At 65.6% G+C, this 12,339-nt stretch carries 9 protein-coding genes and 4 tRNA genes; 9 read left to right on the forward strand and 4 right to left on the reverse strand.

The genetic code is table 11. The features are described from left to right. Positions 1–48: 48 nt before the first annotated feature. Genes VT85_RS03060 through VT85_RS03070 form a run of 3 tightly spaced genes read left to right on the forward strand, consistent with a single transcriptional unit; the run spans position 49 to position 1,681 of the window. On the forward strand, positions 49–492 hold the full coding sequence (locus VT85_RS03060) for a DUF2784 domain-containing protein (RefSeq protein WP_068421303.1): 444 nt from the start codon (positions 49–51) through the stop codon (positions 490–492). Beyond that, positions 482–1,216: a hypothetical protein gene (locus VT85_RS03065; RefSeq protein ID WP_068410356.1), complete on the forward strand. Its 735-nt coding sequence runs from the start codon at positions 482–484 to the stop codon at positions 1,214–1,216. The genes VT85_RS03060 and VT85_RS03065 overlap by 11 nt, the downstream gene beginning before the upstream one ends. Positions 1,217–1,246: 30 nt before the next feature. After that, positions 1,247–1,681: a DUF488 family protein gene (locus VT85_RS03070; RefSeq protein ID WP_068410358.1), complete on the forward strand. Its 435-nt coding sequence runs from the start codon at positions 1,247–1,249 to the stop codon at positions 1,679–1,681. A 15-nt stretch (positions 1,682–1,696) separates the two neighbouring features. Here VT85_RS03070 and phoU read toward each other — a convergent pair whose 3' ends face one another. From phoU to VT85_RS03090, 4 genes are all read right to left on the reverse strand, one after another. Further along, positions 1,697–2,404, reverse strand: a complete 708-nt coding sequence (gene phoU, locus VT85_RS03075) for a phosphate signaling complex protein PhoU (protein ID WP_068410361.1) — start codon at positions 2,402–2,404, stop codon at positions 1,697–1,699. 223 nt (positions 2,405–2,627) lie between these two features. Then, positions 2,628–3,941, reverse strand: coding sequence for an FHA domain-containing serine/threonine-protein kinase (locus tag VT85_RS03080; protein ID WP_068410364.1), 1,314 nt, complete (start codon positions 3,939–3,941; stop codon positions 2,628–2,630). A 424-nt stretch (positions 3,942–4,365) separates the two neighbouring features. Beyond that, complete coding sequence (locus VT85_RS03085; protein ID WP_068410367.1) at positions 4,366–6,090, reverse strand: hypothetical protein; 1,725 nt, start codon at positions 6,088–6,090, stop codon at positions 4,366–4,368. A gap of 121 nt (positions 6,091–6,211) precedes the next feature. Further along, positions 6,212–7,615 (reverse strand): hypothetical protein, encoded by a 1,404-nt coding sequence (locus VT85_RS03090; RefSeq protein WP_082858912.1) that lies wholly within the window; start codon positions 7,613–7,615, stop codon positions 6,212–6,214. A 725-nt stretch (positions 7,616–8,340) separates the two neighbouring features. On the opposite strand from VT85_RS03090, the gene VT85_RS03095 reads away from it, so the two are divergent. The 6 genes from VT85_RS03095 to tuf all read left to right on the forward strand — a co-directional run bounded on the left by VT85_RS03095 (position 8,341) and on the right by tuf (position 12,317). After that, positions 8,341–10,020: a sigma-70 family RNA polymerase sigma factor gene (locus VT85_RS03095; RefSeq protein WP_068410373.1), complete on the forward strand. Its 1,680-nt coding sequence runs from the start codon at positions 8,341–8,343 to the stop codon at positions 10,018–10,020. A 383-nt stretch (positions 10,021–10,403) separates the two neighbouring features. After that, positions 10,404–10,476, forward strand: a tRNA-Thr gene (locus VT85_RS03100). Positions 10,477–10,554: 78 nt separating this feature from the next. Continuing rightward, positions 10,555–10,636: transfer RNA gene (locus VT85_RS03105), tRNA-Tyr, on the forward strand. Positions 10,637–10,711: 75 nt separating this feature from the next. Next, positions 10,712–10,782, forward strand: a tRNA-Gly gene (locus VT85_RS03110). A gap of 90 nt (positions 10,783–10,872) precedes the next feature. Further along, positions 10,873–10,945 (forward strand) — tRNA-Thr (locus VT85_RS03115). A gap of 160 nt (positions 10,946–11,105) precedes the next feature. Beyond that, on the forward strand, positions 11,106–12,317 hold the full coding sequence (gene tuf, locus VT85_RS03120) for an elongation factor Tu (RefSeq protein WP_068410375.1): 1,212 nt from the start codon (positions 11,106–11,108) through the stop codon (positions 12,315–12,317). Positions 12,318–12,339: the final 22 nt, after the last annotated feature.

Consider the following 12,339-nt stretch of genomic DNA (forward strand, 5'->3'; position numbering starts at 1 on the left):
CGGCCCACCAGGGCTCCGTTGGACGGCCTCATCTTCAAGGAGTCTCGGATGGGCCCGGTCGTCCTCGCGAAACTGTCCGACGAGCCCTTGATCAGCCCGATCTTCCTCGCGAACCTGATCGCCCTGGTGCATTTCGCCTGGGTGGCGTTCCTGGTGCTCGGGCTGCTCGCGATCCTGCTGGGGATCGCGTTCCGCTGGGAATGGGTGCGCAACAAGTGGTTCCGGCTGATCCACCTGGGGATGATCGTGATCGTCGTCGGCGAGTCGCTCGCGGGCGTTCCCTGCCCGCTGACGGTCTGGGAGCACCGCCTCCGCGTCCATGCCGGCCAGACCACGACCGAGGGCGATTTCATCGCCTACTGGGTCCACCGCATCATGTTCTTCCAGGCCGAGCCGTGGGTGTTCACGGTCGTCTACCTCGGCTTCGGGCTCGCCGTACTGGGGGTCTGGATCGTCGCCCCGCCGCGATGGAGGGCCGGCGATGCTGCGTGACAACCTCGCGAACTTGGGGCCCCCGCGGTTCCCGTTCCTCGAGGCCTCGCTGGCGGGGCTGTTGTTGGGCCTGGCCGATATCCACATCGCCTCCGAGGGGGCATGGGCGACCTGGCTCTATGCGGCCTTTGCGACCGGCGTCGCCCTGGGCTTTCGCCACGCCGGGCGCGCCTGGCGATGCTGGCTACCGCTCGGGATCAGCCCGTATTTGGTCCAGTTGGGGGCGATCGCGTACGGCTACGGCCCGCCCTACGTCGGAGAGTATTCGTACGAGGCCCGTGGGGCCCTTTTCATGGTCGTCCCCGCGACGATCAGCCTCGGCCTCGGCTCCCTCATACGAGCCGGATACGCCTCGTACGGACGATATCCCCGGCCGAATGGCGAGCCGATCGCCATCATCCCACAGACGAGGCGCGAGCTGGCCGCATCCGTCGCGGGCGTGGCGACCTACGTGCTCGTCATGTACTGGGCGCTATACGCCTCGCAGACGGTCTATGCAGTCGGCTACGACGAGGCGCGATTCCGACAGATCGTGATCGGGATGTCGGCGGACGACGTGGAAGAATTGATGGGCCCTCCGTTGCGGAAGGGCCGTTGGAGCAGCGGGACCGAGGTGTGGTTCTACACGCTGGGTTGCAGCGAGACCAGCAGCTACTGGCGGCGCTGGGTCCACCTGGAGGCCGGACGTGTTGATGCCATAGAGGGTGACTACTGGAATGACTGATCGTTCTCGACCATCGAGCACTCCCCGCCCATGACCGATGCGATCCGGACCTTTTTCACCATCGGTTACGGCGGAAGGCCGCCGGACGAGTTCGTGGGCCTGTTGCGGGCGCACGGCGTGGAGACGGTGGCCGACGTCCGGCTTCGTCCCGACCGGGCGAGCCTGGGGGCGTACACGAAGGCGAAGACGGCGGACAAGGGGATCGAGAAGCTGCTGGCCGACGCCGGGATCGGCTATCGGTCGTTCCCGGAGCTGGGGAACGTCTTCCTGGACATGGACGACTGGACGGCCCCGTACGGCGAGTTGGTCGAGCGCGCGGGCGACCTGCTGACCCGTCGGCTGGTGGCGTTGCCGGGGACGTTTTGCCTGTTGTGCGCCGAGAAGCGCGTCGCCGAGTGCCATCGCGGGGCCGTCGCCGCGTACCTGGCGGCACGCGGCGGCTGGCGAGTGGAACACATCGAATGACCGCGAGAGGCCGTGTCAGGCCGGGTCTGAGTGGCGGATGATGGTCCCTTCCTGGAGGAAGACGACCGTCTGGGCGATGCCCGTGGCGTGATCGGCGATGCGTTCGAGGTTGCGGGCGGAGTTGAGCAGGAGGAGCCAGCCGTCGAGCTGATCGGCGCGGGCGGCGAGTTGGTCCTTGAGCTGGCGTCGGACGGCGCGATAGCTCTCGTCGATCACCTGGTCGCCGATGATGACCTCGCGGGCCTTGGTCGAGTCGATCTCCACGAGGGCGACGTAGGACGCCTTGACGTGGACCAGGACGTCGCGGGCGAGGTCCTTGAGCGAGTCGGGGGGGGCGAGCTCGGGGAACTTGCGGCCGAGCTTCCGGACGCGGCGGGCGACGCGGAGGGCCAGGTCGGCGATCCGCTCCCAGTCGCGGTTGACCTTCAGGATGGTCGCCATCCGTCGCAGGTCGGACGCCACGGGCTCGAACAGGGCGAGGACGCGCAGGCATTCCTGCTCGATCCGCACCTCCTTGCGGTCGGTCTCCTCTTCCTCTTCCTTCACCTCGGAGACCAGATCGATCCGGCCGTCGCAGACCGCCTGCACGCTCTTGTCGAGCGAGCCGATGACGGTCTGTCCCAGCGCCAGCAGTTCGGCCCAGACGGCGTCCTGCTCGCGAAACGCGTGACGAGGCACGCCGCCCGTCGCGGCCCGCCCTTCCTGAGATCGGCTCGACGCCATGAATCGCCCTCCTGGTGAATAAGATCCGCGGGGACGGGACCGGGCCACGGCGCGGCGGGATCCGACCGATTTTTGACAGCGTTCATTGTTTTCGTCAGGCGGGACGGATTCAAGCCCGAAACCCCGTCGACGCCGTCGCTTCCTGGGGCCGACGCCGATTCTGGACGTCGCCGACGCCGGGACGGCGGCAGGGGGGAACGGCGAGCCGAGGTCGTCCGTCGGCTCAGCAGAAGGGCTTCAGCGCCCGTCGCATGGAGCCGGCGTCGGGAAGTCGTTCGTCGGGATTGCGGGCCAGGCAACGGCCGACGACGGCGGCGAGGCCGCGCGGGACGTCCGGGCGGCGGTCGAGGATCGGGATGGGATGATCCTCCAGCAGCATCTTGATCAGGTCGCCGCCCCCCTCGACGTCGTCGTAGATGAACTGGGTGGTCAGCAGGTAGTAGAGGGTGGCGGCCGTCGCGTAGAGGTCGGCCTGGGGGCGGACGGTCTTGAACTCGGTCATCTGCTCCGGGGGCATGAACGGGATCGTCCCGCGCATCTCGCCGGAGAACGTCAGGCCGGAGAGGCCGACGCTGCGGAAGCTCTTGGCCAGGCCGAAATCGGAGATCTTGGCCACCGAGCCCTCCGGGGTCTGGCCGATCAGGATGTTCTCGGGCTTGATGTCGCGGTGGACGAACCCGCCGGTGTGGGCGTGCTCCAGCCCCTTGAGGATCTGGCAGGCCAGCCGACAGGCCTGGTCGGTGGGATACCGGCCGGGGTCCATCTTGGCGAGGGCTTCCAGGTTCGGGCCGGCCACGTACTCCATCGCGAACCAGAACTGCCCCCGCGTCATCCCCTGCTCATACCACTCGACGATGTTGGGATGGCGGAGTTGGCTGATGACGGACATCTCTCGCTGGAAGCGTTCGATGGCGGCGCGGGTGGTGGCGACCTCGGGCGTGATCAGCTTCAGCGCGACCATTTTACCGCTGGTGATGTTGCGGGCCTGGTAGACCACCCCCATGGCGCCGCGGCCGAGCTCGCGGATCGTCGCGTAATGAGGGACCGGCTGGGGGACGGCGGCGGCCTCGGTTCGACAGGCCGTGCACCACCACTCGACCGGCTCGTCGAGCCCGGACACGCCCCCGCTGCTGACCGTGAGGTTCATGGGCGCCGGGCAGCCGCACCCGGTGCAGACGATCGGCTCGCGGGTGGGGATGGCGACGCTGGAGGAAGGGGATCGAGGCTTCTGGGAAGCCCGTCCCGGCTCCACGACGATCCGAAAGAGGCTCTTACCCGCGGCGATCAGATCGCCGGAGGCCAGCCTCGCCCGTTCGATCCGTTCGCTGTTCACGAAGGTCCCGTTGGTGCTCTCCAGATCCCGCAGCTCGCACCGGGGCGGGTTGATCTCGATGAGGAAATGGTCCCTGGAGAGGGCCGCATCGTTGATCGGACAATGGACGAACTGGGAGCGCCCGACGATGAACGTGTCGTGCCGGTCGAACACGAACGTCCGACCCGACCTTGGGCCTTTCAGCACTTCCAGGATCACGCGCATATCGGCATTCCGTGAGATCATCCGAGCCCTTCGCACCCACAGGGGGCGAGATCACACGCTTCGGAGCGATCCCGGCCATTCGTCCTGGTCGTTCACTCGACGAAACGGGAGCGGCTTCCGCTACTGGATACGCCTCTCGCGGCGGGAAGGGACATCGTACGCGATCGGCCGAGGGGCCTGGCCCTGCCGGGCGACGATGTCCGATCCACGCCTCGACGTGGGGGATTCGAACGTTTGCGTAAGTCGCCGCAACGTCGTCTCCCTTTTCATAGTATCCCGATGTCACGTGATCGGACCGTGAAACGCTTATTTTCTCAACTCAGGCAAGCATTCATCGTCCCGAATCGTGGGGAATGGCGATCGGACGGCCGGCCCCCGTCCTCCATTCGGGAGGCTGCCCGATTCGCGGGACCTCGGTCCGGCGTCAAGGCGCAGGCGATGGCTGCGTCGACTCGTTGGGCGAGGCCGACGCGCCGGGCGCCGGTTCGGAGGGGCCGAACGTGAAGCTTTTGATGATCGATTCCGCCTGGTCCCGGAACGGGACGTGGGGATCGCGAGTCGTCATGGCCGTCACGATCAGGGTTTCATTGCGGGTGAACTGGACGATGTAGCGATCCAGATAGATCCGGTTGCCCCGGACCGCCGGAGCCGCGCCGGCGGGCTTCAGGGCGGCCTCGATCCGGTAGACCTTGCGTGCCAGCGGGCCCCAGACGTCCTCCTTCAACCAGCCGGAGTCGCCCATCAGGACTTCCTGGCCCTGGGCCCGCCACTGCTCGGCGAGCGCCTTGCGCTGCTCTTGCGGGTCGGTGACGAGGCGGTCCTGCGAGGCGTCGCCGGACTTGGCCGCGAGGGCGATCGAGATCACATCCTGGCCGTCGAACCGGCGGTCGACCAGGTCGACGCCTCCTTCGGGGTAGGCTCGCGCGATCCGAAGCCCCTGGGGATGGGCCAGGTGGAACCGGCCCTCGGGATCGTCGTACGTCACCCAGGTATGGGCCTCGTCGTCGGGGGGGGCGTCGGGGGCCACCAGGGGGAGCGTCGCCTCGGGTCCCATCGCCGACGGCCCGACTCGACGCGCGACGATCAACTCGCGCGTTTGCGTCTGGTTGAGCCGACCGGTCTCGTCGTCGGGCAGGGGGGTGGTCAGGACTTCCGCCATCCGAATCTCGGAGATCCAGCCTTCGGCGTCGATGACCCCCGCCTGCTCCCGAGGCTCGGGGACGGCGGGCTGGGCCGGTTTGGCGGGAGCGAAGACGAAGTGGACTCGCGCATTCATCGCGACCGGTCCATCCAGCACGTTGAGCTGCCCCTTGACCTCGAAGACCGCCGTCATCGTGCCGGCGTCGGTCGCCGAGCCGCGGACGTCGGTCAACTCGGCCTCCACGTCGTAGCCATCCTCCAGGGGCGTTTCGCCCAGCAGGACCGCCACTGAAGACCTGGGGACGGGCCAGTGATCGCCGACCCGACGGGGAGTGGTCGGCAGCAGGGTCGCGAGTTGGGGGAGGAACGGGTTTCTGGTGATCCGATCGAACTCGACCTGACGGAGCACCCGACCGTCGGTCAAGTTATAGAGCTCGATGGGCTTGCCGGGCTTGAGCCGATACCAGAGGCTCAACTGCTCCAGCAGTTTGGGGTTCTGGTACTGCCGGCGCATCGGCAGGGTCGTGGTGATCAGGGCGCGATCGTACCGCCGCACCACGTCGGTGGCCGTCCGGTTCGGGGCCGCCTTCATGACGCGCTCGGTGTAGATCGACTGGAGCGTGGTCTCGGCGCGGTCGGGGGCGCCCTGGGGCTTTTCGCGGGCCACCTTGATCTTCTCGCGGACGCCCACCTGATACTGGGTCATCCATTCCGGGCGCGTCGGATCGGGGGTCTCGGTATATCGCTCGCCGAAGCGATATCGAAGGCTCAACGGCTGGACCTCGCCCTGCTTGGCCGCGTCGTCGGGGGACTCCGCGGTCGGTGCGGCCTCGTCGGCCGCCGGGACGGGAGTCGAAGCCGGCTCAGGGGCCTGCGCGGTCGCGAAGCTTGGGTGGAGGCCGACGACCAGGACCCAGGAGAAAGCCGTCGTCAGGAATCCCCAGGAGTTGCCCGCGCCTCGTCCCGGCTCGCGCCGGAACGGCCCCCGTCTTCGCGTCTCGCCCATCATGAATGGCGTCCCTTCATGTTGAAGAACCCGGTGTCGTCGGGATCGCTTCCCCCGTTCCACCATAGCTTTCCGGTCCAGCTCGGGGGAACCCCACGGGTTTTTTCATGGGCGGGACCGCCGTTCAACGCCCCACGGCAAGCGGCGGATCGTTCCACTGGAGCGATCCGATGATCCTCTCGTCTTCCTGGCCGAAGGCCGGCGCGTCGGAGTCGATGAGGGTGAACGTCGCCAGGAGTTGCTCCCCCCGGGGGCTGGCGATGAGGTAGTAGTACCACAGGAGCCCCAGGTCGTCCTGGCGGCCCTGGACGCCCAGCTTGTAGCGGAAGCCTCCTTCCGGGTCGCCCTCGACCTCCCCCGCGCCGAGGAACTGACTGAAGCGGCCCTTGAGCGCGCGCTTCACGTCCTCGCGGAACGACTCGACGTCCTGGTGCTTCCCCTTACCGGCCGGAGGGCCGTAAACGAGGTTGCACTGGGCCGTCACCCGGCCCTTCTCATACCGTTTGAGAACCACCAGCTTCTTGTCGTCCCAGTAGATGTGCCAGTTTCGCTCGTGGAGCAAGTTGTAGCGACCGTCCGGCGCGATCAGCTGGAGCAGCAGCCTCCCCGGCGTCAGATCGGGGGAAAGCGCCGCCAGCGAGGCGTCGGACAGTTCCGAAGGAACCTCGATCCCCGCGCGCCGGGCGATCGTCAACGTGCTCTTGAGATCGAGCCCCGCCTCGACCGCCCCCGGCTGGCGACTCTCCGTCCGGTTCAACTCCAGGCCGTCGATCAACCCCGCCTTGCGGTCGAAGGTGAACCAGCCCTCGCAGGTCAAGGTCCCCTCGGCACCCAGGACCGAACCTTTGACTTCCCCCTTGAGGCCGATCCTGACGCGATCGTCGGCCACCGACTCGATCACGCCTTCGACCGTCGTCGAGGTGATCGCGTCATATCCGGTGAGGGCCCAGAGGGCCGATTTGCGGATCGGCCAGGACTTGCCCTGAGCCGTCGGCCCCTCGGGCAAGAGATCCGTCAGGCAGAGCGAATCGCCCAGGCTCTCCACCAACTCCAACTCGCCGCGAGTCAGCGAGCCGGAAGGGCTCGCCACCGTCACGGCGCCGTCCGGGACGCGCCGCTCGGCGATCAGAAGCGACAACTCCGGGCGCAGCTCCAGGGCCGCGGGCCGGACCTCGCCGTTGATCGCCGAGGCCGCCTGACGCACCAGCCGCAGCGAACGCCGCTGCGGTCCCTTCAGGAGCCGCTCCCGATAAACCATCCGGGTCTGGATGTCGACGTCCAGCGGCTTGGGCATCTTCGCGTCGGGCGTCATCGCCTCGGGAGGAAGCGGCGGCCGGTACAGCCCGCTCGCCTTCAATTCGATCCGGCAGGCGGTCACCTCGTCCGGGGACGCGGTTTCCTCAAGGACGATCGCATCATCCACGACCGATCCGAAGACCCCCGTCCATGCCCCGGCGACCAGCGCGATTCCCAGGAATCGCGCCGGCAGCCGCTTCAGTTCGCTCGCCCGAAGCCCGCTCCGGCCCATCTTCGACCTCCCCCGGCGGACGTCCGCGATCCGTTCCGGAAAATTCTCGACCGATCCATGAAGGGTCCGCCCGGCGAAACCCGCGACCATTATGGGGAGCAGCCACTGCCTGTCAATTTCGGGCCGTCGCCCGGATTTCCGACTTCGCACGGCCCCGCTCCCCCAAGCGTTCCGACCACGCTTGCAAGAATTCCGATGATCCGACGAATGACTTCCCATTTCCGTGTCCCAGACCCGGCGGCCCCCCGTCTTCCCAGATGATCAACCCGGTGGAGGCGGTAACCAGGGGAAAACCAGCGAACACGAAGTCCCATTCTTTCGTCTGGTCAGACAGAGCCATCGCATCGCCACCCCTCGACCGCAAGGATTTGGACCTCGGTACAGGATTTGCAAGATTCCGGGCTAGATATCTGAAAGGAGGAGCGCGGCGACCCTGGACCACGACCGGATCTTTCATCGATAAGAACGATCCTCGCGAAAATATCGATCACTATCCGCGGGACGAACGTATTAGAGAGTGTGATGTGTCCGAAGATCGCGAACGCGGAACATCCTGATCGGTCCACCGAGGTGGTTGGGCACGCTACGGCGGTTTATCGCGAACGTCGCCCTGGGCGGGTTGATCGCGACCAATAATAGTGGCCGGGTGGATGCACGGCCGAATCGGTAAATCGACGACGATTTGGAGTGGAAATCGTCCAGGTTTTCCTTCGCGGAGGTGGGATATGGGACGAATGTACTGCCACCCCGCGATGAAGCAACTCAAGGACCAGCAAACGCGATACGCTCCCCGAGAGCGGCGGCTCGAACAAGTTGAACGGGCCGAGCAACTCCTGGGCGAGATCGAGCAGACCAAACGCTACCCCTACGACTACCTCTGCTTCCGCATCACCGGCTTCCGGCCCGACAACGGGTCGGTCCTGATGCTGGAGGGGGACGAGGCGCGACGCGACCTCCGGCAGTTTGTGGAGGATCTCTCGGCGACGATCCGGCAACCGGTCGAGCAGGCGGCCGAACCGGTGCTAACCGTCGACGAGGTGAGCAAGAGATTCAACGTCTCCACGCGGACGGTGACGCGCTGGCGACGACAGGGCCTGGTGGCACGTCGCTTCGTGATCGACGGGCGGGCCAAAGTCGGATTTCTGGAATCCAGCCTTCAACGGTTCGTGGCCGAGCATCGCGGCCAGGTGGAACGTGGCTCGAAATTTCGGCAACTGACCGACGCGGAACGCGATGAAATCATCCGCCGCGCCCGTCGCATGTCGCAATTTCGGTCGGGCGAGGTCGGCCTGATCGAAGTCGCGCGGAGGATCGCTAGGAAAATGGCACGCTCGACCGAGACGGTGAGACTAACCCTCAAGGCGTACGATCGCGAACATCCGGATCGGGCGATCTTCGGCCCCTCCACGACGCCGCTCGACGACGACATGAAGGCCAAGATCTATCTTCGACACCGCATGGGCGTCTCCGCCGAGAACCTGGCGGTCGAGTCCGGCCGCACGCGATCCAGCATCTATCGCATCATCAACGAGGTCCGCGCAAAGCGGATCCTCGAGACCAAACTCGAATTCATCGGCAACGACACGTTCGCGGAGCCCAAGGCCAAGGCCGTGATCCTGGCCCCCCTCCCCGCGCCCGCGGACGGTAAGGCCCCGCGCCGGCCCAAAGCCCCCAAGGGACTGCCGCCTTACCTCGCCAGCCTGTACGAAGTGCCGCTCCTGGACCGCGAACAGGAAGCCCATTTGTTCCGCCAGATGAACTATCTGAAGAGCGAAGCCGTCAAGCTCCGCGAGAAGCTCGACCCGGCCAAGGCCAAAACCGCCGCCCTTGATAAGATCGACGCCCTCCAGGAACAGGCCCTGGCCGTCAAGAACCAGATCATTCGCGCCAACCTGCGGCTCGTCGTCTCGATCGCCAAGCGACACGTCGGACCTTCGAACAACTTCTTCGAGCTGGTCTCCGACGGCAATATGAGCCTCATCCGCGCCGTCGAAAAGTTCGACTACGCCCGAGGCAACAAATTCAGCACCTACGCCTCGTGGGCGATCATGAAGAACTACGCCCGGACCATCCCCGAAGAGAATTACCGCCGTGATCGGTTCGTCACCGGCCACGAGGAGATGTTCGAAGCCGCCGCCGACAACCGAATCGACGAGCACGAATACGAAAGCGCCCTGAAGCGCATGCAAGAGGCGATCCGAGGCATGCTCGACCGACTGGACGATCGCGAGAAGCTGATCATCACCAGTCGGTTCGGACTCGGCGGCACTTCCGAGCGGACCCTGGAACAGCTCGGCCGCGAACTCGGCATCACCAAGGAACGCGTCCGCCAGATCGAATCCCGAGGCGTCGACAAGCTCCGCCGAATCGCCGGCGAACAGAAACTCGACCTCCCGATGCTCTGAGCCGAGCCTCGCGGATGGGGTGCAACGAATCGAAAACTCACGGCCGGACCCGGATCGAGCTCCCGCTCCTCCGCGTCCGGCCGTCCCTCATTACAGCACAGATTCAACGCAATCCCCGGTCAAAGAGCAGCGGTGACCCTCAGAACCCCTCGAAGGGAAGGAAGGGATCGGCGAGGCGAGGTCCAAAAGGCGAATTCCAAACCCTTCATCTCACACGCGTTGGGTGCTTTGGAGACGGATTTTCCCGCCCCCCCCTTGCTCGAGGGAAGGGGACTCGCTACATTGATCCAACGCGCCGACCGTGCCTCGCCGGACTCGGTTCGAGAATGAGCTTGAAACCGGTAGGCCGCCCGATATAATGGGATTTTCCCGGCCTCAACGCCGCTGGCGTAGCTCAACCGGCAGAGCAACGGTTTTGTAAACCGTAGGTTGTGAGTTCGACTCTCACCGCCAGCTCTACTGGATGGAGCTTCTCAAGTGGTAGGATCCCCGGACGGCACGATTCTCGGATCGCGACGGCAGGGACGGAATGACGGGTGGATACCCAAGTGGCTAAAGGGGCCAGACTGTAAATCTGGTGGTTCTACCTTCGCAGGTTCGAATCCTGCTCCACCCACTCGATGTGAATCGTCGTCAGCTAGGAAGGGAGCTCGAGGGACAAAGAGAAATTCAGCCGGGATGAGGGTTCTACGCGGGTGTAGCTCAATGGTAGAGTCCCTGCCTTCCAAGCAGGCTGTGTGGGTTCGATTCCCATCACCCGCTCTGCTCCGGCGAAATCGACCGATCCGACGACTCAGGTCGCCGGGTCCATGCGAGCTCTTTTCCTCACGCTAAGACGTTCATCGCGAACACGCTGCCGTGGCTCAGTTGGTAGAGCGCGTCCTTGGTAAGGACGAGGTCCTGGGTTCAAATCCCAGCGGCAGCTTTCGGGTCGGTCGCCCGTGATCGGGCGTTGAGGAGTTTGCCCTGCGACCAGCCCCGGTCGTGGGGAGGCCGTCCGAAACGGACCTGGCCGGCGGGTGGGGCTTGGTGATGGATCCCCGCCGAAGACTTGACTTCGAGAATGCCGAAAAGGCGCTGAGCACATGGCCAAGGAAACTTTCACCAGAACCAAGCCTCACGTCAACGTGGGCACGATCGGGCACATCGACCACGGCAAGACCACGCTGACGGCCGCCCTGCTGGCTGTGCTGGCCGCGCGCGGTCAGGCCAAGAGCAAGTCGTACTCCGACATCGCCAAGGGCGGCACGGTCCGCGACGCCACCAAGACGGTGACGATCGCCGTCTCGCACGTCGAGTATGAGAGCGACAAGCGTCACTACGCTCACATCGACTGCCCGGGTCACGCCGACTACATCAAGAACATGATCACCGGCGCCGCCCAGATGGACGGGGCGATCCTGGTGGTCTCCGCGGCCGACGGCCCGATGCCTCAGACCCGCGAGCATATCCTTCTGGCTCGTCAGGTCGGCGTGCCGGCCCTGGTCGTGTTCCTCAACAAGATCGACCTGGTCGACGACGAGGAACTTCTGGAGCTGGTCGAGCTCGAGCTTCGCGAGATGCTCAGCCACTACAAGTTCCCCGGCGATGAGATCCCCATCGTCCGCGGCAGTAGCCGGCCGGCCCTCGAGAATCCCGCCGATCCGGTCGCGGCCAAGCCGATCCTCGACCTCGTCGCGGCGATGGACGAGTACATCCCGGACCCGGTCCGTGAGATCGACAAGCCGTTCCTGATGCCGATCGAAGACGTTTTCTCGATCAAGGGTCGCGGCACCGTGGGCACCGGCCGCGTCGAGCGTGGTCGAGTCAAGGTGGGCGAGGCCATCGAGATCATCGGTTTCGGCGTCAAGAAGCCGACCACCGTCACCGGCGTCGAGATGTTCCAGAAGACGCTCGACGAAGGCGTCGCTGGCGACAACGTCGGCGTTCTCCTCCGCGGCGTGGAAAAGAACGATCTCGAACGCGGGCAGGTGCTATGCAAGCCGGGCTCGATCACGCCCCACACGAAGTTCGAGGCCGAGGTCTACGTCCTCAGCAAAGAAGAGGGCGGACGCCACACCCCGTTCTTCAAGGGTTACCGTCCCCAGTTCTACATCCGCACCACCGACGTCACCGGTTCGATCCTCAACCTGCTGTCCGAAGACGGCAGCGAGGCCGAGATGTGCATGCCGGGCGACAACATCAAGATGACGGTCGAGCTGGGCAGCCCGATCGCCATGGAAGATGCTCTCCGCTTCGCCATCCGCGAAGGCGGCAAGACGGTCGGTGCCGGCGTCGTGACCAAGATCCTCGAGTGATCTCGATGCGGAGGGGCCCCGG

The sequence above is a fragment of the Planctomyces sp. SH-PL62 genome, from assembly GCF_001610895.1.
In the GTDB taxonomy this organism is placed as follows: domain Bacteria; phylum Planctomycetota; class Planctomycetia; order Isosphaerales; family Isosphaeraceae; genus Paludisphaera.

What these genes read in the sequence shown, in the direction of transcription:
- VT85_RS03065 (WP_068410356.1), top strand. Translation starts at nt 482, where the DNA reads ATGCTGCGTGACAACCTCGCGAACTTGGGGCCCCCGCGGTTCCCGTTC.
- VT85_RS03085 (WP_068410367.1), bottom strand. Translation starts at nt 6,090, where the DNA reads ATGATGGGCGAGACGCGAAGACGGGGGCCGTTCCGGCGCGAGCCGGGA.
- VT85_RS03090 (WP_082858912.1), bottom strand. Translation starts at nt 7,615, where the DNA reads ATGGGCCGGAGCGGGCTTCGGGCGAGCGAACTGAAGCGGCTGCCGGCG.
- VT85_RS03070 (WP_068410358.1), top strand. Translation starts at nt 1,247, where the DNA reads ATGACCGATGCGATCCGGACCTTTTTCACCATCGGTTACGGCGGAAGG.
- VT85_RS03080 (WP_068410364.1), bottom strand. Translation starts at nt 3,941, where the DNA reads ATGCGCGTGATCCTGGAAGTGCTGAAAGGCCCAAGGTCGGGTCGGACG.
- VT85_RS03060 (WP_068421303.1), top strand. Translation starts at nt 49, where the DNA reads ATGGGCCCGGTCGTCCTCGCGAAACTGTCCGACGAGCCCTTGATCAGC.
- tuf (WP_068410375.1), top strand. Translation starts at nt 11,106, where the DNA reads ATGGCCAAGGAAACTTTCACCAGAACCAAGCCTCACGTCAACGTGGGC.
- phoU (WP_068410361.1), bottom strand. Translation starts at nt 2,404, where the DNA reads ATGGCGTCGAGCCGATCTCAGGAAGGGCGGGCCGCGACGGGCGGCGTG.
- VT85_RS03095 (WP_068410373.1), top strand. Translation starts at nt 8,341, where the DNA reads ATGGGACGAATGTACTGCCACCCCGCGATGAAGCAACTCAAGGACCAG.